This window comes from Paenibacillus sp. CAA11 (assembly GCF_003060825.1).
Lineage (GTDB): Bacteria > Bacillota > Bacilli > Paenibacillales > Paenibacillaceae > Fontibacillus.
This window is the reverse complement of the sequence record NZ_CP028922.1, coordinates 1,596,456-1,617,308: the sequence shown is the minus strand read 5'-3', so window position 1 is coordinate 1,617,308 and position 20,853 is coordinate 1,596,456. Positions and strand designations below refer to the sequence as shown.

At 48.7% G+C, this 20,853-nt stretch carries 18 protein-coding genes; 1 reads left to right on the top strand and 17 read right to left on the bottom strand.

Translation table 11 applies throughout. The annotated features are described in order from the left end of the window. Positions 1-40: 40 nt before the first annotated feature. The 12 genes from mutM to DCC85_RS07500 all read right to left on the bottom strand — a co-directional run bounded on the left by mutM (position 41) and on the right by DCC85_RS07500 (position 15,619). Positions 41-910: a DNA-formamidopyrimidine glycosylase gene (gene mutM, locus DCC85_RS07555; protein ID WP_108465027.1), complete on the bottom strand. Its 870-nt coding sequence runs from the start codon at positions 908-910 to the stop codon at positions 41-43. A 54-nt stretch (positions 911-964) separates the two neighbouring features. Next, on the bottom strand, positions 965-3,631 hold the full coding sequence (gene polA, locus DCC85_RS07550) for a DNA polymerase I (RefSeq protein WP_108465026.1): 2,667 nt from the start codon (positions 3,629-3,631) through the stop codon (positions 965-967). 141 nt (positions 3,632-3,772) lie between these two features. Next, the gene (locus tag DCC85_RS07545) at positions 3,773-5,674 is read right to left on the bottom strand and encodes an ABC transporter permease (protein ID WP_159081811.1); all 1,902 of its coding nucleotides are present in this window, start codon (positions 5,672-5,674) and stop codon (positions 3,773-3,775) included. After that, positions 5,649-6,419: an ABC transporter ATP-binding protein gene (locus DCC85_RS07540; protein WP_108465024.1), complete on the bottom strand. Its 771-nt coding sequence runs from the start codon at positions 6,417-6,419 to the stop codon at positions 5,649-5,651. Before DCC85_RS07540 ends, DCC85_RS07545 begins: the two co-directional genes overlap by 26 nt. Before the next feature lie 185 nt (positions 6,420-6,604). Then, the gene (locus DCC85_RS07535) at positions 6,605-7,612 is read right to left on the bottom strand and encodes a sensor histidine kinase (RefSeq protein ID WP_108465023.1); all 1,008 of its coding nucleotides are present in this window, start codon (positions 7,610-7,612) and stop codon (positions 6,605-6,607) included. Beyond that, complete coding sequence (locus tag DCC85_RS07530) at positions 7,609-8,310, bottom strand: response regulator transcription factor (protein WP_108465022.1); 702 nt, start codon at positions 8,308-8,310, stop codon at positions 7,609-7,611. The genes DCC85_RS07535 and DCC85_RS07530 overlap by 4 nt, the downstream gene beginning before the upstream one ends. 191 nt (positions 8,311-8,501) lie before the next feature. Beyond that, positions 8,502-9,161, bottom strand: a complete 660-nt coding sequence (phoU, locus tag DCC85_RS07525) for a phosphate signaling complex protein PhoU (RefSeq protein ID WP_108465021.1) — start codon at positions 9,159-9,161, stop codon at positions 8,502-8,504. Positions 9,162-9,186: 25 nt separating this feature from the next. Beyond that, a complete protein-coding gene (pstB, locus tag DCC85_RS07520; RefSeq protein ID WP_108465020.1) occupies positions 9,187-9,942 on the bottom strand; it encodes a phosphate ABC transporter ATP-binding protein PstB in 756 nt (251 codons plus the stop codon). Positions 9,943-10,113: 171 nt separating this feature from the next. Continuing rightward, positions 10,114-11,286: a methyl-accepting chemotaxis protein gene (locus tag DCC85_RS23645; RefSeq protein WP_108465019.1), complete on the bottom strand. Its 1,173-nt coding sequence runs from the start codon at positions 11,284-11,286 to the stop codon at positions 10,114-10,116. Between the two features lie 93 nt (positions 11,287-11,379). Then, the gene (locus DCC85_RS07510; RefSeq protein WP_108465018.1) at positions 11,380-12,111 is read right to left on the bottom strand and encodes a response regulator transcription factor; all 732 of its coding nucleotides are present in this window, start codon (positions 12,109-12,111) and stop codon (positions 11,380-11,382) included. A 127-nt stretch (positions 12,112-12,238) separates the two neighbouring features. Next, on the bottom strand, positions 12,239-14,035 hold the full coding sequence (gene pnpS / locus DCC85_RS07505) for a two-component system histidine kinase PnpS (RefSeq protein WP_108465017.1): 1,797 nt from the start codon (positions 14,033-14,035) through the stop codon (positions 12,239-12,241). A 27-nt stretch (positions 14,036-14,062) separates the two neighbouring features. Continuing rightward, positions 14,063-15,619 carry a fumarate hydratase gene (locus DCC85_RS07500; RefSeq protein WP_108465016.1) on the bottom strand — a complete coding sequence of 519 codons (1,557 nt, stop codon included), beginning with the start codon at positions 15,617-15,619 and terminating at the stop codon, positions 14,063-14,065. A gap of 154 nt (positions 15,620-15,773) precedes the next feature. On the opposite strand from DCC85_RS07500, the gene yfbR reads away from it, so the two are divergent. Then, the gene (gene yfbR, locus DCC85_RS07495) at positions 15,774-16,385 is read left to right on the top strand and encodes a 5'-deoxynucleotidase (protein WP_108465015.1); all 612 of its coding nucleotides are present in this window, start codon (positions 15,774-15,776) and stop codon (positions 16,383-16,385) included. Positions 16,386-16,508: 123 nt separating this feature from the next. On the opposite strand, the gene DCC85_RS07490 is transcribed toward yfbR, so the two are convergent. From DCC85_RS07490 to mdh, 5 genes are all read right to left on the bottom strand, one after another. Beyond that, positions 16,509-17,366, bottom strand: a complete 858-nt coding sequence (locus DCC85_RS07490) for an SDR family oxidoreductase (protein ID WP_108465014.1) — start codon at positions 17,364-17,366, stop codon at positions 16,509-16,511. Positions 17,367-17,526: 160 nt separating this feature from the next. Next, positions 17,527-18,699 carry an anti-sigma factor gene (locus tag DCC85_RS07485; protein WP_108465013.1) on the bottom strand — a complete coding sequence of 391 codons (1,173 nt, stop codon included), beginning with the start codon at positions 18,697-18,699 and terminating at the stop codon, positions 17,527-17,529. After that, entirely contained in the window at positions 18,683-19,198 is a 516-nt protein-coding gene (locus DCC85_RS07480) for a sigma-70 family RNA polymerase sigma factor (protein ID WP_108465012.1), read from the bottom strand. The genes DCC85_RS07485 and DCC85_RS07480 overlap by 17 nt, the downstream gene beginning before the upstream one ends. Positions 19,199-19,346: 148 nt before the next feature. Continuing rightward, a complete protein-coding gene (locus DCC85_RS07475; protein WP_108465011.1) occupies positions 19,347-19,772 on the bottom strand; it encodes a hypothetical protein in 426 nt (141 codons plus the stop codon). A gap of 137 nt (positions 19,773-19,909) precedes the next feature. Continuing rightward, positions 19,910-20,851 carry a malate dehydrogenase gene (gene mdh / locus DCC85_RS07470; protein WP_108465010.1) on the bottom strand — a complete coding sequence of 314 codons (942 nt, stop codon included), beginning with the start codon at positions 20,849-20,851 and terminating at the stop codon, positions 19,910-19,912. Positions 20,852-20,853 lie beyond the last annotated feature (2 nt).

The window sequence follows — 20,853 nt, the reverse complement described above, 5'->3', positions numbered from 1 at the left end:
CAATATGAATTACTTCTACTTCATTTACAGTCCTCTGACACTATTTACCGGGGCTTGCTTTGTCTGTGCTCGCGGCTACTTTCGTAATCGGCTGACAGCTTGGACAATAATGGGTACCTCTTCCTCCCACAACCATCTTCTCGATAGGTCCGCCGCACGAAACACAGGCCTCGCCCTTTCTTCCGTAAATCTGCAGCTGATGCTGGAACATCCCCATTTCACCTTGACCGTTCACATAAGATTTAATGGAAGAACCGCCTGCTTCAACAGCCTCAGATAATGTAGTTACGACACTATTGTAGAGCCTTCTAAATTCCTCTGCCGACAAAGAAGCCGCCGGGCGTTCTGGATGAATTCCGGCGCGAAACAGAGCTTCGTCTACATAGATATTGCCAAGCCCTACGATATATTCCTGGTTGAGCAGAGCAACCTTAATCTTCGTTGATCTTGACGCCAAGACACCCGTGAAATTCTCCAGAGTGAACGACTCATCCAATGGTTCAAGTCCCAGCTTAACCAAAGGCTTCGAGTTAAATTCCTCACCGGGGTAAAACAAATGCATAGTGCCAAACTGCCTTACATCCCGGTAGCGGAGCTCCGTTCCGTCCGTAAAATGAAAAATGACGTGGGTATGCTTCTCCACCGGCTCATTCTTCCCATAAAGCCCATATCTCCCTTCCATCCGAAGATGGGAGACAAGAACGAGCCCGTCCATGATAATCCTTAAAAATTTACCTCTTCTGCCAACACTCGTGATAGTATGCCCGATCAGCTCCAGTCGGAACTGCTCTATATCATCCGGTCGCTGCACAATTCTTGGCAGTGACACGGTTACATTCTCGATTTGCTTGCCCGTCACTAGTTGACTAAGCGTTCTTCTGACAGTTTCCACTTCTGGTAATTCTGGCATTGCTTGTCTTCACCTCATCTTACATTATACCGGAAAAGTGAACAGGTATGAGGATTATTTCGCCTCATACCAGTTCAGACCGCTGCTGACCTCTGCCTTAAGAGGCACGGACAACTCGATCGCCTTCTCCATAGTTTCCGGCACCAGCTTCGTCATCATCTCCAGCTCCTCTGGCGGAACTTCAAACACCAGTTCGTCATGTACCTGGAGCAGCATACGGCTGCGCAGATTGTGCTTTCTCAGCGATTCGTCCATGCGAACCATGGCTAGCTTAATAATATCTGCCGCAGTCCCTTGAATCGGCGTGTTCATCGCCGTCCGCTCGGCAAAGGAACGGATATTAAAGTTGGAGGCATTAATTTCAGGGAGATAACGTCTACGCTCAAGCAGGGTCTTCACATACCCGTCCCGCTTGGCTTCCCTCACAATCTCATCCATATAACGGCGTACACCTTGGAACACATCAAAATATTGGTCGATAAATTTGGCGGCTTCCTTCCGGGTAATGTTCAAGTTCTGCGAAAGCCCATAATCACTAATCCCGTACACAATACCGAAGTTAACGGCCTTGGCAGATCTCCGCATATTGGAATCTACCGCTTCCGGAGCTACCCCGAACACATCGCTGGCCGTCTTGGTATGAATATCCATATTGTGTAGGAAAGCTTCTTTCAGCCGCTCGTCATTTGAAATATGCGCTAGCACCCGCAGTTCAATCTGAGAGTAATCGGCAGCCAGCATATGCCAGCCTTCCTCCGAAGGCACAAAGACCTTACGGATCTTTCTCCCTTCCTCAAGACGGATAGGAATGTTCTGCAAGTTCGGATACTGACTGCTTAAGCGGCCCGTTGCTGTAATTGTCTGCCGGAAGAAAGTGTGAACCTTCCCCGTCTCAGGGCGTATTTCTTTAAGCAGCCCTTCCACATAAGTTGACTGCAACTTGGCGAGCTGGCGGTAATCCAGAATAAACTGCACAATTTCATGATAAGGAGCAAGCTTATCCAGAACATCCGCGTCCGTGGAATAACCCGTCTTCGTCTTCTTGATGACAGGCAGCTGCAGCTTGTCGAACAGGATCTCACCAAGCTGCTTGGGAGAATTCAGATTGAATTCTGTCCCTGCCAGCTCGTAGATACGGGCAACTAATTTATCGATCTGGGCCTGAAACTCCGTGCCAAGTTCCTGTAAATCATTGCGGTTGACCGAGACCCCCTGCTTCTCCATATCCGCTAGAATGCGGGATAGCGGCATCTCCAGGTCAAAGAACAATCCGCTCATTCCGTTCTTCTCCAGCTCTTCACGCTGCTTCGGCTCAAGACGGCTGGCCGCCGCTGCTTTCCGAGCCAAATGCAGGCCGAGTGTCTCCTGATCGGGAACCTTATACTTCGCGCCTTTGCCATATATGGATTCATCCGAAGGGACCGATGGCAAACCATATTTGGCAGCTAAATCGCTAAGCGCCTGTTCCCCTCCGGTGGGATCAAGCAAATAAGCAGCCAGGCTGATATCAAAGGATGCTCCGGCAAAGGCGATCCCCTGCCAGTGCAGAGCCAGGTCAGCACGGTGCAGGTCGTGCCCCTGCTTAGGAGCCGAGCTGTCGCCAAGCCACTCAGTTATTTTGCCCGCTCCCTCACTCTTAAGCAGCTCGAACGGAACATAATAATACTTCTCCTCGGCCGCAAACGCGATTCCCAGCACGTCGGCCTGATGCGGGTTATCGCCATGAGTCTCAACATGCACAGTTTGGATAGAAGGAAGCGCCTTGCCTAGCTCGTCCAGGTCTTCTTCCGTGCAGTAAATAACCTGCAGCTCCTCCTCCTGTTGAGAAGCCGCCCCTCCTTCAGAATCGCTAAGACTGGACGCTGCAAAAGACAGGCGCTCCAGCAGGGATTTGAATTCCAGCTTGCGCAGCATCGGCGCCGCCTTCTCTTCCTCCAGCCCCCCGAACACCATCTCATCCCAGCTCCGCTCTACGGGCATATCACGGTCAATGGTAGCCAGCCGTTTACTCATCCGGGCATCCTCAGCATGGTTGATGAGATTCTCCTTCATCTTCCCCTTCAGCTCATCCGTTCTTGCGAGCACTTCTTCAACACTGCCGAATTGATGCAGCAGCTTAAGCGCCGTCTTCTCGCCAATGCCGGGAACCCCTGGAATATTATCTGAGGTATCCCCCATCAGGCCCTTAAGATCAGTAATTTGCTCAGGCTTCAGTCCATACCGCTCCTCGATCTCGGGAAAGCCATAGGGCTCTACTTCTGTGACCCCTTTGCGGGTAAGTGCCACCTTCACATTGTCCGATACTAGCTGGAGCATGTCCTTATCGCCTGTAACGACCAGGACTTGCCGGCCTTCCTCGTCGGCCCGCTTGCTCACCGCGCCGATAATATCGTCGGCTTCATAACCTTCGAGCTCATAGTGGGAAATACCGAAGCTGTCCAGCAGCTCCCGCAGCAAAGGGAACTGTTCAGACAGCTCCGGCGGCGTCTTCTCACGTCCCCCTTTGTACTCTTTATAACCTTCATGCCTAAAGGTTTGTTTGCCTGCATCAAAAGCCACCAGAAGATGGCTAGGCTTCTCCTCCTGGAGCAGACGGAGCAGCATGTTGGCAAACCCGTATACGGCATTCGTATGCTGTCCGCTGGAGTTCGTCAGCGGAGGCATCGCGAAGAATGCACGATAAATAATGCTGTTTCCATCAATTAATATCAATTTATCCATTAAGGGCACCTCGTCCTTCGGCTTATCTACCTATTCTGTCTCTATGATAACACAGGGGACGCTTCCACAAAAATCGTGAAAAGGACGCCAGCAGTTTGCTGGCGCCCTTTTGCTTAAAGTATTTAAAACAGCATTTGAATTTTAAACCATAACCTTCTTCAGCTGACGAACATAGCGCGATCGAATAATTAGGAAATATATCACCTGCGCCAACAGAAAGGCTCCCGCAGCCGTGAATATTGGAGTCCATACCTCATGAAAGTCAAACTGATCCTTAATCCCGTTCATAACGATTGCCGTCTGTGCTGCCGCCACAAGAACAGGCAGAAGAAACAGGACTCCAATCTGAATGGCGGAGGAACGCTTCATTTCCCTGGTATCAAGCCCCACCTTGGATAAGGAGCGATAGACGGCCCGGTCATTGTCGAGTTCAACAAACAGCTTGAAGTACAGGAAGCTAGCAGATGAAAGGGAAAATAAGGCTGCGATGAATACCCCGACAAAGCTGAAGATCCCTGTCATATTTTTCAGATCAATATAATTGACGGCACGAGTTCTGGCATAAGCGTCACTCATACTCCCCGCATGATCCTCAAGGCGTTTGGAGATCTTGTATTCAGAGCTATCTTCTGTAACCAGACCATTATGATCCCACTGCGGTACTTTATAGTACTGCATAATATCAATCTGGGGACGTTCATTCAAAATCTTAGAAAAAACGTCATCGGCCACAACCAGATAAAGTGTGGAACCTGGCAAGTTAAAAACTCTGTTTTTTGTAATCCGAACGTTCTTCTCACCAGGTCCTAAGTCCAAATCTGCCATTTCTTCAGTCGGAGCTTCCTTATTCGGTGGAACAATCCGGATAGCTTCATCTGATTGGATGCGTTCAATTTGAGGGCCTCCCAGAATGGAAGCGGCCTTATTGTAGCTGGACACAGGGATTACGTACTCATAATCTTCACCTGAGCTCCCCCTTATAAAATGATACATGCGCTTCGACTCCCATTTTTCGTATGCCAAACCTTCCTTACGCAGCTGATCTTCAAATTTCGCAACATTGGCGTCCGCAGTCGCAGGCTCATAGGAATTAAACTCAATTTGAAAAGTCATTGATTCGAAGTCTCTGCGACTCTGCTGCTCGATCGACAGCACAAACGCAGTGCTCATGCACGCAATGGAAATCACGACCGTCACCATAAAGAGCACACGGGCATTATCTTTCAGCTTGTATGCCATCTCAGAAATCCAGAGCAGTCTTGGCCCCTGCCATAGAAACCTGCGGCTTCGCTTAAGGCATCGGATAACCATTACACTCAGCTGGGTAAAAAAGAAATAGGTGCCTAGAATCCCCGTGACAGCAGTAATGCACAACATCTTGAAAGTGAGTTCGTCCTGACTTAGAATCAAACAGGACACAACGAGCAGGACAAGACCCAGCAGAGATAAGATCCAAGAAGTCTTCGGTTCTTCCTTCGGCTTGCTAGCCCCTTTAATCATCTCCAGGATGCGGCGGCGGCGAATCATCATGACCGTCGCCATTGAAATGACGATAAACAGCAGCACAAAAGCTGCAATCGTGAGCAGAATCGCCTTGGCTGGAAAATAAAAGCCCAGCTGCTCTGTCACTACCGTCTTGCTGGCGAGCAGCAGAAACAGCTTGCTTAGCAGCAGCCCAGAGACTATGCCGGCTCCGATAGACAGCAGGCCTATCAGCAAATTTTCCAAAAAAATCAGAAGGTTCATTTGCCGATTCTCAGCCCCAAGCAAGGTCAGTATGCCGAATTCCTTGCTTCTTGCTTTCAGGAAGGAACCTGTAGAATACAGTACGAACAGGAAAGAAAATACATACAGAATCACTTCCGCGATCTGCATCCCCTGTCGCGCAATCCCCCCCGTCCCAGTCTGGCCGATGTCAGGATGGAAGAAGAACATCGCATAAGTAAAGAAGATCATGACCATAAATGCGCTGCTGAGAAAGTAGGCGAAATAGGCCCGGCTGTTGCGCCTAACATTATTAGACGCGAATTGAAGAAAGCTCATGGGCATTCCCTCCTAAAAAGGACAGCATCTCAAGAATCTTCTGGAAGAATTCCTGCCGGCTCTCCCCCTTGTAAATTTCGTTATACAAGCTCCCGTCACGAATGAACAGCACACGATCACAATAGCTTGCCGCAAGCGGGTCGTGACTGACCAGCATCATGGTGGTTCCCTGCGATTTATTCAGGGACTCCAGCATCTCCATAACATTTCGCGAGGAGGCAGAATCAAGCGCCCCTGTCGGTTCATCCGCCAGCAGCAGAGCAGGGGAATGAATCATTGCCCGGGCAATGGCGGCGCGCTGCTTCTGACCGCCGGATACTTCATAAGTTCGTTTATTTAGAATTTGTGTGATATCCAACCTCTCCGCAATGGTCTTTAAACGGAGCTGCATTTCTTTATAAGGGATCTTGTCCAAAGTAAGCGGCAGGATGATGTTCTCAGCCAGTGTAAGTGTATCCAGCAGGTTGAAATCCTGAAAGACAAACCCAAGCTTTCTCCGCCGAAATCTAGCAAGCTCTCTTCGTTTCAAGGTGTAAGGGTTCTCTCCGCCAATCCACACATTTCCTGAACTGGGGGCATCAATCGTAGATACCATATTGAGCAAAGTTGTTTTTCCGCTGCCAGAGGGGCCCATAATCCCGACAAACTCGCCTTCTCCGATTGTAAATTCAATGTTCTTCAAGGCATGTGTCTGTACTTTCCCTGGATACACTTTATGCAGCGCGTCTACACGTAAAATATCCATTTCCTAAATGTTCAACTCCTATCCTCACAGAAGCCTTGTTTTTGACCCCTGTGCCTGTGTTCATTTTTATATCTTAACTTTAAGGCATAAATTACGGTACTCGCTATGTGAACTCCTTACGATTACCTTAAACCTTTGTAAGGTTGCGTTTGGGGCAAGCTCTTCTACAAAAAAAGAACCCTTGTTCAAGGGTTCATCGCATTTGTAATAGCTTGTTCAACCACAAAATAAAGGCAGACCGATGTTCCTTTTCCCTGCTTGGAAGAAAGCTCCACCCGGTGACCTAAGCGGTCACAAACCTGCTTAACCAAATATAACCCCATTCCTGTAGATTCACGGTAATCCCGTCCCTGCCTTCCTGTAAAATGGGGATCAAACACGCGCCGCTGATCCTCCAGTGCAATGCCAATGCCTTCATCCTTAATTTCAAGTCCATTCCCCTTGGCCCAGGAGAAGGATCGGAAGGTTACCGTTCTTCCCTTGCCTCTGCTGTAATTTACAGCGTTCTCGGCAATCTGGCCAATGACAAACTGAAGCCACTTCTCATCCGACCGAACCTTAAGCTCAGGGTCCAGCTGAAGTACAGGAAATACCTCTGAACGAATAAAATGGCGCCGATTCACAGCTAAGACACTCTCCACTACCTGGCTAAGAAGGATCGTCTCCACATGGAAATCATGTTGGAACCGGTCCAGTCTTGACGTATAAAGAGCCATTTCAAGCCCTTTATGAAGCCGGTCCAGCTCCTCCTGCATATGGTCGCCTTCCGGCTCGTCCATATCCTGTACCGTTAGCTGCAGCACGGAAAGCGGGGTCTTCATCTGGTGTACCCAGCGCATCATGAAGTCCGCCTGGTGCTCCATCTTAGACCTGGCTTCATGAAGTTCACTCTGATAATTGCGGAATTGAGTCTCAAGCAGCCCAGCCAGAGCTTCTCCCAGCGGAGAATCCCCTGAAGCCCGAAAGGACTCGTCCATTACAGCAATCGGTTCTTCAAGACGATTATAGAAATCCTTGTTCCATGCGTATCTCCAGATCAGATAAGCCAGAAGAACTGCAGCCTCCAGAAGAACGGCATAAACAGCCGTTCCCCAGCCTGTATCATCGGCTGACCAATACAATACTGGAATTAACAAAGCCTGAAATAGAGCGAATATTAGCAGCGAAAGGTGGTCGCGAAGGAACAGCTTCATGAGGCGGATCCCCCATCAAGCTTCAGCAGGTAGCCTGCCCCCCGGATGGTCTCAACGGCCTCCTCAAGCCCCAACTCCTTGAACTTGCGCCGAATTCTCGTCACATATACGTTCAGCGTATTGTCATCTACGAAGTGCTTGTCTTCCCATAACATCTCAAGCAGTTTGTTCCGGTTCACAACACGCCCCGCCTTGGACATGAGCATCTCAACCAGCTTGCTTTCCTTCTGGGTAAGCTCTACCGTCTCTTCCCCATAGGTAAGTTCAAAGCGCTCCGGATAAAGAATAAGCTTACCTGCCGTGACTGTTCGCTCCTCTCCCTTAGGCGCATATTCTCCGTACGCTCTACGAAGATGACTGCGAATCTTAGCCACTACCACTTCATAATGAAACGGCTTAGTAATATAATCATCAGCACCATATTCTAGGGCCATCACTTGGTCCATCTTACTGTCTCGTGCAGAAATAAATAAAATCGGGCAAGCCGATATCAAGCGAATTTGACGGCACCAGTAAAAACCGTCGAATTTAGGCAAATTGACATCCAGAAGCACCAGTGCAGGCTGTTCGGAACTAAAGACACCTGTAACTTCATCAAAATCTTCAACGGCGATCACCGAAAAGCCGTACTTCTCCAAATGCTCCTGCAGCATCCGAGTAATCTTGCGATCATCTTCCACAATCATAATTTTAAACATTCCCAAAGATCTTCCTTCCTTTAGCATGAGCACCCTGAACTTACTATGATTAAGCCGAATTCTATGAACTGACGAAAATCTACCTTTAGCATAGCAGGCAGAGCAGATTATGGTAAAGCCAGCCTTAATAAAAAAATAAAACCGCTCCCTTCGGTATAACCGAAAGAGCGGTTTATATTTAAAATCCTAAATTATGCGTTAAGATCCGGCCGTTTACCGGTAACCAAATAAACTGCACTTTCCCCTATATTCGTAGCGTGGTCGGCAATACGTTCTATATAGCGTCCCACCATCGTCAGCAGCATCGTCTGATGTACTGTCTCAGGATTGCTAATTAGAAAAGCATATAGATCCCGGATCATTTGACTGTACAAATGATCGACTTCATCATCATCCTGGGCCATCTTATACGCAAGGTCTGTATTTTCGTCAAGGTACGCATTCAGGGATTCTTCAATCATCAGATCCACCATTTCGGTCATTCTCGGAATATCAACCTGTGGTTTTACCAGCTGCTGTCCCTCCAGCCGAAGCGTGACCTTCGCCACATCAATCGCTAGATCGCCCATTCTCTCCAGATCACTAGAGATTTTGAACGCTACAATAATTTTACGCAAATCCTTCGCCACCGGCTGTTGGGTTACAATTAGTCTTGAACCGATATCCATAACCTGCTCTTCCAGCTGGTTGAGCCGTGCATCTTCCTTAACAATTTGCTCTGCACTTGCTGTATCCAGATTGTGCAGCGCCTGAACGGCACCCTTTAACGCCTTCCGAACATGCTCGCCCATTTCGCGCAGCAGGTTGCGCAGCACTTCAAGGTTTAAATCAAATTCTTTTCTTTGAATCATATTAATGAGGAGCCCCCTTCTAGTTTTAGCCGAATCGGCCCGAGATGTAATCTTCGGTGCGTGAATCTTGAGGAGTGGAGAACAGCTGCTGCGTATCATTCGACTCAATGACTTCTCCATTTAAGAAAAAGACGGTCCTTCCCGAAATTCTTGCGGCCTGGTGCATATTATGCGTAACCATCACCAGTGTATAACGGTCTTTAAGCTCCTGTACCAGCTCTTCAATCTTCAAGGTGGAGATCGGATCCAGAGCCGAGGTAGCTTCGTCCATTAGCAGGATGTCCGGTTGAACAGCCAAAGCCCTTGCAATACATAAACGCTGCTGCTGTCCCCCAGATAGGCTTAGCGCTGAACGCTTCAAGAAGTCCTTAACTTCGTCCCAGAGAGCGGCTTGACGCAAGCTTTGCTCGACGATCTCATCCAGCTTCGCACGGTTTCTAATTCCATGAAGACGCGGCCCATACGCGATATTATCATAAATGCTCTTCGGAAAAGGATTAGGCTGCTGAAACACCATCCCGACGCGCTTGCGCAACGATTCAACCTGCACGTCATCTCCGTAAATGTCAGTTCCGCCAATCTCTACTGTTCCTTCAATTCTAGTTCCCGCTATCATATCGTTCATACGGTTCAGCGTGCGAAGGAGTGTGGATTTGCCGCAGCCGGAAGGTCCGATAAATGCAGTGATCGCTTTCTCTGGAATATCTAATGCCACTTCCTTAAGTGCGTGAAATTGACCATAATACAGGTTGAGTTTATTAATGTGAATAATCGGTTCCATGTCACTTCTCCTTCATTGTCCCCGCTAACTGTTATTCAACAGATTATAGTTTGTAAATTGTTATTTATATCAGACTGATTTTACATTTTTAATGTAAACGGCAGTGGCTTTAATTGTTAACTCTGTGTAAAATATCGACCTATAGGGGCCTGGCTATTGGTAATTTGTCACCTAGTCCTTATTCAAAAGCTCCAACTCGCTAAGAACCTGCCGGGCCTTACTTTCCGCTTCACCTGAAGAAGCAGACATTTCTCGTCCTTTGTGCTGGGCCTCTTTCACCGTATCCACCAATGTCTGAAAAGTCTGATCTGCTTCCTTAACACGCTGCTGACTCCGTCGCATTTCGGCCGTGGATTTGGCGGACAGTTCGGCCGTTTGGCGAACCAGCTCGCCGATGAGGCCAAGTGTAGCCCCGATTTCCTCTGAGAAGTGTTTGGTCTGCTCAGCCAGAGACCGCACCTCCTGAGCAACTATGGCGAAGCCGCGTCCATGCTCTCCCGCATGAGCCGCCTCGATCGCTGCATTCATGGCCAGCAGACCGCTGCGGTCTGCTAATTCTCTGATGGCTCCTGCAATTTTAGAAATTTCCCCAGCCTTTCCAAGCAGATCCGTGGTTTGTTCCTCCTGGTCTGTTGTCATCGTCAGTACCCGATCGAAAGACTCTTTGACCTCACGCAGCTCCGCACGACCCGTTTGGGATAGGCTGCTCATCTCTTCCGCTTCCTTCAAGCTGCGCTCTGCGGCTTCCGAAACAACTCTAACGGCAGCGCCAATATCCCCGACTCTCTTGCGGCTGTCCTGAATGCTTGCCTTTCTGAGCATATTTGCCTCCTGCTGCAGCCTGCGGGATATCATCATTAAATCTTGAACCGTCAGAATCCCCATAAGCCGGCCTGACTGCGTGATGATCACACTGTCATAGAATCGGTCACTGCCGCGCTCCAAGGCGCGATCAATCAACTGTCCTGCAGGCTGATCAGCTTCTTGAATTAATGGAGTAGGATCTGCAAACCTAAGGGCAGGTCTGTCGTAAAATAACTCCGCAGCGAATCTCCCAGCGAGCTGTCTGTAGAAGTGATCTCTCATAATTAATCCGTGGATATTGTGATCGGCATCACAAATAACAACACAAGGAATCTCTTCATCCGCTCGTAGCAGCTTCAGTACATTGATGCACACTTCCTCGGGAGGAATAACAGGAACCCTTCGGAGATACTCTGCTGCAATGGAAGAAGTATCGGATTTCACTGTGCTCAGTTCATCTTCGGCTTGAGATCTGGGCAAGGTTTCTTGGTCTTCCAGTCTGGGGGCTGGACGATCAAGAAGGGCCGTTGTATCACTCATATTATTATTCCTCCTAAGACTTTATACCTAATTCACATCATATAAGAGGATTATTTGATCAGTGTTTTCAAAATGTAAAAAGAAAGCTCATCATTATGAACCATAATGATGAGCTTTCTTCTTACTTACAACCAGTTTATAACCGACTCCACGGATGGAATCAATGTGAACGGATTCCGGATCAAGCTCCAGCTTCTTACGAAGGGAACTGACATGCACATCGACAGTACGCTGTCCGCCGATATAATCAAATCCCCATACGGCATTCATCAGATCATCCCGGGTCATGACCACTCCAGGCTTGCGCGCCAAATATAGAAGAACTTCAAACTCTTTCGGACGAAGCGTAATAGCCTCGCCGCTAAGAGTCACTTCATATTTCTCAGGATATATAATCAGTTCTCCTAGGACAATTTGAGACTCATGCGGTTGCTGCGGCTTGTCTCGTTCATCCTGTCCATGAGATCTCCGCAGAACGGCCGAAACTCTAGCGAGCAGCTCCGCCACTCCAAAGGGCTTGGTAATATAATCGTCTGCCCCTGACTTCAAGCCTTGTACTACCTCTTCTTCTGCATTCTTTGCCGTTAGAATAATAATGGGCGTTCTCACGCCCTCATTTCTCAGCTTGGACATGATCTCAAATCCGCTTAGTCCTGGAAGCATTAAATCCAGCAATATTAAGTCATATTCTGACCGAAGAGCCGCTTCGCAGCCTGTCTGTCCATGCTCCTCTACCGTCACATCATATCCTTCATTGGAAAGATTGTAAGACAGCAGACGAGACAGTGTTGGCTCATCCTCAATAATTAACAATCGCTGTGCCATATGAACCCCCATTTTCTTAAAACCATAATGGTACCTTACCGGTTGTCCCTGGTTAACATGCCCAGCATACCACGGCAATGTTAACGGGGTGTAAAAAAAGAAATAGGTTTTACATGAATGACAATTATTATTCGATGTTATGAAGCAAGGGCAAATCCAGAATGAACGAAGAGCCTTCACCTACTTTGCTTTCCACACGAATCGTGCCATGATGGAGTTCTACCAGGTGTTTTACAATGGATAGCCCCAATCCCGTACCGCCTGAGCTTCTGGACCTGGCTTTATCCACTCTGTAAAATCGTTCGAAAATTCGCGGCAGATCCTTGCGGGGAATTCCGATTCCCGTATCCGAAATAACGAATTCAATCCGCTCTTCCCCCTCCGCTCCTGTCTCGGATGCGGTAACCTTCACACGTCCGCCATCCATAGTGTAGCTGATGGCATTGGACAGAAGATTCATAAACACCTGCCGAAGGCGATCCTCATCCCCTTCAAGGAACATTTCATCAGGGACTTCAAGCTGCATGGTGATCGACTTTTTCTCAGCCGAAGCCTTCAGCACCTCAAACAAATTTTCAAACAGCGGCTTAACCTCAATAGGCGCATATTCGAGCGGAATTCGCCGCGACTCAATTTTGGACAGCTCAAGAATATCTCCGATCAGCCTATTCAGCCGATCCCCCTCGTCGTAAATGATCTGCAGGAAGGAGCGCATCGTCTCCTCATCCTTCACGCCGCCGGCAAGAAGCGTCTCTGCAAAGCCCTTGACCGCTGCGATAGGCGTCTTAAGCTCATGAGATACGTTAGCTACAAATTCACTCCGCATCACCTCAAGCTTGCGAATTTCAGTAACATCCTGAATCAGGAACAACATGCCGCGGTAAGAGCCGCTTTCTTCGAACATTGGTACTGCATCGAAATGTAGGATCTTCTCTTCGGGGTCATAGATGGTCCGCTCTTCCTTCAGCACTTCCTTACGGCTGATACCTTCATCCATAAACTTGGTTAATTCATAACTGCGTTTTATTTCCTGGTAATGCCGCCCTAGCAGGTTGCGCTCCTTCATACGAAGAATTCGCTCTGCCTCACGATTGACAAGTGCAATCCGGTCACTGGCGTCAACCATCAGAATACCTCCGGTCATATTCGCAAGCACGCTCTGAAGCAGATCCTCATTATCGCGAATTTGCTTCAGCTGCTGCTGAAGGCTATCCGCCATTCCATTGATCGCTGCGCCCAGCTGTCCGATTTCATCTGTTCGCTTAAGCCGAACCCTGGCGTCATATTTAAGATTGGAAATTCTGCGGGCTACCTTGGTGATATGCTCCAAGGGTTTAGTAATTCCATAGGCTAGCCGATAACTGACAAGTCCTGCAGCTGCAAACAGGATGAGCAGGCCTCCGATCATGACGCTCCAAGCCTTCCATATCCCCTCCCGTACCGTATGCAGCCCCATAGACAGCCGAATATAGCCATCAAAACCTTGAGACGACGTTACACGCTTGGCAACATAGAGCATATTCTCATTCAGCGTATGGCTAAATCGAATCGCCGTGCCTATCGAACCATCAACTCCTGCAGTCTGAATCTCCTTGCGGCCCAGATGATTATCCATTCCAGCCGGGTTGCTTTCCGAATCCCCAACCACCGTGCCGTCCGCCTTGATGAAGGTCACCCTGGAATCGGCTTTTTGCTCCAGTTCTGCGGCTTTGTCCGTGTAGTAGTTTTCAGCCTCGGGATTTCCGGATACCTCTACAAAAGGAAAGGTGATCGACAGCAGATCAATTTCTCTAGCCATATTCTCTTCCAGAGCCGTGATATGCGAGCTTTTAAAAATTTGAGCCATCGTAATTCCGGCAGCAATCATCGAAATTCCGACGAGACCCATAAGGATTAAAGTCAGTCTAGTGCGAAATGTCTTCATATGGTTTTCTCTCTCGCTCCCCGCTCCCTATTTAAAAACCGGCTCTTTGAAGCGGGCCAGCCTCTCTATAGAAGACTTCTCCACATCGGCATGCAGACTGTTCCCGTGGGAATCCATCGTTACAATGGCCGCAAAGCCATCCACTTCAAGATGCCACATCGCTTCCGGTATGCCGAATTCCATGAAGTCCACCCCATTAACCTTCTGGATGCACTCCGCGTAATACTGTGCAGCTCCGCCAATCGCATTCAGATAGACGCCTCCATGCTCCTGAAGCGCTGCCAATGTCCGCGGCCCCATTCCACCTTTACCGATAACAGCCCGAATGCCGAACTTCTTCATAATGTCCCCCTGGTATGGCTCCTCCCGGATACTTGTTGTAGGTCCAGCAGCCTTCACGTGCCACCCTGTCTCATCCTGAAGCATAACCGGGCCACAGTGATAGATCACTGCCCCTTCTAAATCGATCGGAGCCTCATGGTCCATCAAGTACTTATGAAGAGCATCCCGGCCCGTATGCATCTCTCCGCGAATAATGACCACATCACCGACGCGCAAATTTCGGATCTGTTCCTCTGAAATTGGAGTCTGCAGAATAATCTCCCGCGAAGCGCCTGCTTCACCTTCACCCTGCAGCTCGCGCCCTGCAGCCGCCTCACGTTCATCTGCTGACATCGCTACTTCGGTGCCGCTTTCATAAAGCCACTGCTCAATGGTTCCGGTCTTTCCGTCCAGCAGAACGCCTTGGCGCCGAAATGCCCAGCAGTTATAGGCGACAGACACATAGAAGCTGGCCGGAATACGGTGTGCAGCACCGATTTTGCAGCCAAGCAAGGTCACCTCGCCGCCAAAGCCCATAGTGCCTATGCCGAGCTGGTTCGCCTTGTCCATCACATAGTCCTCAAGCTCTGCAAGTTCCTGGATTGGATTGCGGTCATCTAAATGACGGAACAGCTGATGTTTGGCCAGCTCATATCCGGTCGTACGATCCCCTCCGATGCCTACGCCAATAAAGCCTGCACTGCACCCCTGACCCTGGGCCTGATAGACTGCATGCAGGATGCATTTCCGAATTCCGTCCAAATCCCGGCCCGCGCGTCCAAGACCCTCAAGCTCGGCAGGCAGACTGTACTGTATATTCTTGTTCTCGCAGCCTCCGCCCTTCAGAATGAGTCTCAGGTCGATCGTATCCTTCTCCCATTGCTCAAAGTGAATGACCGGAATGCCTTCGCCTAAATTGTCCCCACTGTTCTCTCCGGTCAGGGAGTCTACAGAATTAGGTCTTAATTTCCCTTCGCGAGTGGCCCTAACCACGGCTGCCTTGATCGCTTTCTTCATCTCGATCTGATTGGCCAAGACAGGAGTATGCACTATAAACGTCGGCATCCCCGTGTCCTGGCATATGGGGGAAACTTTCTCCTCCGCCATCTCTATGTTTTGTGCGATCGTACCTAGGGCAAGACCTGCACGGGTCGCCTGATTCTCGGCCGCTCTCCCCCGATTGACCGCCCGCCGAACATCGCCTGGCAAATTAGTTGACGTCTCTACGATCAATTGATACACGCTCTCTGCAAAATGCTCCATAACGCTAAGATTCCCCTCTCTTGTACGCGAAATGTCAATCATGAGAATGCGCGCGGTCTACACTATACACGAACCGGCTCATTAGTATTATAATAACATACTGCAGCCCATGAACGACTTTTACATTCCCATAAAGAAAAGAGGATTTTTGCTCATGAGTTATCATTTCCCCGCCTATATGTATCGTCTGCGTAACATTGACCGATGGAGTCTTATGCGAAGCACCGCCCGGGAGAATGTTGCGGAGCATTCCTTTCAAGTAGCCCTCTTGGCCCATTTGCTCTGTGAGATCGGCAACCGCAGCTTCGGCAAGCAATTAAATGCGGAGCGAGCGGTGACCATCGCCCTGTTTCACGATGCAACCGAGGTATTCACGGGAGATATCCCTACTCCTGTCAAGCATCATAACGCTAGGCTGCTCTCCAATTTCCGCGAGATGGAGAATATTGCGGCCGAACGCCTGGTATCCATGGTACCAGACCAGCTCAAGGATATATATGAACATCTGCTGGAGCCTGCCCGGCAGGATGATCATCATGAAGACAAGCTGCTCCACCAATATGTCAAGGCGGCGGACAGCCTGGATGCTTACTTGAAGTGCGCTTGGGAGCTTACGGTGGGCAACCGGGAATTTGCAGCCGCGAAGCAGCAGCTCTTGGACAAGCTCCAATCCTTGCAGATGCCTGAGGTTGACTTTTTCCTTCAGCATTTCGCTCCCAGCTTTGAGATGACCTTGGATGAGATGTCCAAAGACACCGAAGAATAAGCTGATTAGCGCCTTTAAGCCTCACCAAAAAAGCTTTCCGGTCAAGAGAAAACCTCTCTTGATTCGGAAAGCTTTTTCTGGATTGAGATTGAGCCCAATTCCCCTTCTTCAGCGGATATTTTATTATCCGTTAACAACGGTACCCCCGTTGATATGAATGGTCTGGCCGCTGATGTAAGAGGAATCGTTGGAAGCCAGGAATACATAGGCAGGTGCCAGTTCTTCCGGCTGGCCTGGACGCTTCATCGGCGTATTCGCTCCGAACTCCTTCACCTGTTTTTCATCAAAGGTGGATGGAATGAGCGGTGTCCAAATGGGTCCTGGAGCTACAGCATTAACGCGGATGCCCTTACCTACGATATTGTTAGACAGCGCGCGGGTGAAGCTGATGATAGCCCCCTTGGTCGAAGAGTAATCAATCAGCTGCGGATTGCCCTCATAGGCTGTAATCGAAGCAGTATTAATAATTGTACTGCCTTTCTTAAAATGCGGCATAGCTGCCTTTACCAGATAGAACATGCTGAATATATTCGTCTGGAACGTCTTATGCAGCTGTTCTGTTGTGATATCCTCAATGCTTTGCTGTGGGTGCTGTTCCCCTGCATTGTTAACCAGAATATCCAGACCGCCAAGCGTATCGACTGTTTTTTGAACAGCTTGTTTGCAGAACTCTTCGTCCCCAACATCGCCATCGATCAGAAGAGATTTAACGCCTTCCTGTTCGATTTCTTCTTTGGTCTTCTTGGCATCGCTTTGTTCGTTCAGATAAATAATCGCTACATCGGCACCTTCCTTGGCATAAGCAATGGCTACAGCTCTGCCAATTCCACTGTCACCGCCCGTGATCAGGGCGACCTTTCCTTTTAATTTACCTGCAGCTTTATAGTCTCCTTCATACTGAGGCATCGGATTCATATGGCTTTCAATTCCTGGCTGCTGATACTGATGTTGTGGTGGCAAGGTTTGCTTGTTTTGCGACATGTTTGCATGCTCCTCCCTAAAATCAAGTTTGGATTTGCTATTTATGTCTAGCATGGCTTTTTTGGGCTTGCTTATTCAGCAACGCCGTACCTTAACCCATTACCACACCTGTCCCAGATCAAAACCCGTTTCTCTTATTTCCTAGGAAATGGACCTTATCTCATCGCCAGTTCCACAGCTCAGACTCTCCAAGCCTTACGAACGAAATCCATTTCTCTTGCTTGAGCTTAAGAATCTCCTTTGTGGGTCCTGTAATGACCACTCCGTAAAGCTGTACGCCATTCTTTTCTACATAGTTTGCCGCTGCTTTAAAGTCAACGGACGGAGCTGTAAGTCTGACCATGGAAGGGTGCTGCCCGATTAATTTTAAAGTTTTTAGAAAATTCTCATTCCGAATTTTCCCGCTGCCATATACATCTACCGAAGGGGATCTTCTGCTTACCGCAGTTCCCTTATCAGTAACTTGCCGACTTATGATAGTGTAGTCATCTTCATGCCATATCGGTGTCGCCGGGAAACCCATAGGTTGTTGCACTTCCGAATCTCCTTCTGCAGACGCACCCTCTTGACCTGTTCTAGCCGCCATCCACACCACATCCACATCTCGGCCCTTAAAGAGAGCCAGCAGTTCATCTGTTGAAAAATAACGATCAAGGGATAAATAGGCTTCCGTCACCGTTCCCTCCGGGAGTTTATCCAGCTTGCTCCAGACTTCCGAGTAATCATAAGGTCCCTTGCCAGGAAGGCAGAACAAGCCTCCTCTAGCTTGCGGCTGATCTTCGAAGCTGGTGTCTTCTCCCGTTCTAGCCCAGCTGAACAAGAAATGCTGAGTCATCTCGCCCGTAATTTTGCTCTCGCTGCCGATTCTTTTACTGAGCTCTCCACTAATTTGTAAGGAAAACCATGAACTGCCTTCATTCATATTAACTGTTCGATTCGGCTGCGTCACAGCTACTGCCGAAGAGACAACATCTCTGATCAGTTCGGCACGGTTCGGCTTGCCGGTGGAGTAGTAGATAACAGACACTACATAGGTTACGAACCAAACTATAATGAACAAACTGAACATCGTAAGCAGTGTATTCCAGCGCATCTTCCATTTGCCTCGCCGCAAGATCCGGTATTCTTTTGCCGTTTTCGAACTTTTGCCACTCTCTCCCTGATGGCGCTGACTGTATTGTACGGAGACCCTAGTTTCCTCCCCCATCAGTTCATCCAAGTAGGCTTGATATATTTCCAGCTTCTCAAATTCGGCTTCCATGCGAAGCTTCTCTTCCTGTTCCAGCTCACCTTTCTCATAGGCTTTCAGCCTAGCTTTAAAATCCTCTGTCATGTGAGCATGATCCCCCCTCTTGCAGCTTTTCCCTCAGCTTGTGCCTGGCTCGAAACAAGGCGATCTTATAACTAGCCAGACTTATATCGAGTATTCCAGCTCCTTCAGCATAGGTAAAACCGTGCACCTCATAAAGAAGCCAAGCCTGTCTCTGAGCAAGCGGAAGCGCCTCCAGAATTCGCTTCACCTTCAAGGACAGTTCATGACCGAACCAAAGCGTCTCGGGTGTCTCCTTATCTGCAGCGCGTTCAAAATATTCAGCTTCATAAAGGTCAACTCGCCCTTCCTTCCTAAGTCTGTCAATAAAGACATTATGGGCTACACGGAACAACCATGCCTTTACCTTCTCATCACTGTAACTCTCCAAGTACAGATAAGCCCGGTAAAAGGTCTCCTGTACCAAATCCTCCGCTGTATGATGATTCCTGCACAGGAAGTACAGATATCGCTGCAGCTCTCCGATATATTGTCTATACACTTCATCCAATGAGCTTCGCACGCACTCTGAATCCTCCCTCCTAACAGGTCCACGATCTTTCACCTAAAAAGTTACACTTAAAATTCCATATTTTATCTCCCTGCATAAAAAAACTCAGCGATCCAGGTGAGATATACCGGATCACTGAGCTGCAGAAAGCAAATGTTTATTAGATAATGCGACGGAAGACCATGAAAAATAGAATCACAAGCACCACTACAGCCTGGATCACAGTAAACATGCGAATTTTCCCCAGCTCTGCTGTAGGTCCTTTTTTGTTGCGAGCTGCCTCAATGGCAAGGCGTAAAGGCTTACCCAGCATGCCGCTAAGCCCTGCTGCGATAAGGAAGAGAACAACGACGACAATCATCCACGGCACAGAATATTCACGCTGGGACACTAGATAGCCCCCGGTTAGCAGTTCGAGGATTAAACCATACTGGGCAAATCGGTTCAGTGAACGAATGACAGACAATGTTCCTTCTCTTGCGGCATCTGACAAGCTAGCGAGACGTCCAATCACTAGCGGCAGCAGTACGTAGAAACCTAACGAAAGCGCCCCCAGAATGTGCAGGAATAAAATAAACTTATACACGAATCATTCACCCTCTCAAAATTTCTATGTATATTTTCAGCCATACTTCTTTTATTATAGCGATTGTAGATTTTCATGCAAACGCATGCCCCCCTTCACTTAGGTGAAGGAGGGCTTAAGAATTCGCTGCTATAAGATTAAGCTCCTACCACGGACACGATATTTTTCACAGAAGCCGCTGATTTGTCTAATGCATTCTTCTCATCTTGAGTCAGTTCCAATTCGAAAATCTTCTCAATGCCATTGGCGCCCAATAGAACAGGAACCCCCATAAATAAATCATGGTACCCATATTCTCCTTCAAGCAGAGCAATTACAGGGAGCACACGCTTCTTGTCCTTCAGAATAGCTTCCGTCATCAATACGAGTGAAGCGGCAGGGGCGTAGTACGCACTGGCATTCCCCATCAGGCTGACGATCTCACCGCCCCCCACACGGGTACGCTCCACGATAGCATCAATACGATCCTTAGGAATTAGAGCTTCGATTGGAATACCTCCAACACTGGAGTAGCGGACAAGCGGAACCATATCATCCCCGTGGCCCCCAAGTACAAATCCGCGCACATCTTCAACCGATACGTTCAGCTCTTGGGCAATAAAAGTACAATAGCGCGCAGTATCCAGCACTCCGGATTGACCAATGACCCGTTCCTTCGGGAACCCCAGGGTCTGATAAGCCGCATAGGTCATCGCATCCACCGGGTTGCTCAGCACAATCACCGTGGAATCTGGACAGAACTTCTTCACATTCTCGCACACGGAACGAACAATACCGGCATTCGTGCTGACCAGATCATCCCGGCTCATGCCAGGCTTACGGGCAATCCCAGCGGTAATAATGACAATATCCGAATCCGCTGCATCCTCATAGTTGGATGTTCCGGTTATGGCACTGTCAAACCCCTGAACAGGGCTTGCTTCCAGCATATCTAACGCTTTACCCTTCGTAGGATTCTCAAGCTGCGGAATATCTAGAAGAACAACATCTCCAAGCTCCTTTTGTGCCAGCATGAAAGCTGTCGTTGCACCGGTAAAACCAGCACCTACTACCGTAATTTTGTTGCGTTTGATTGCCATAG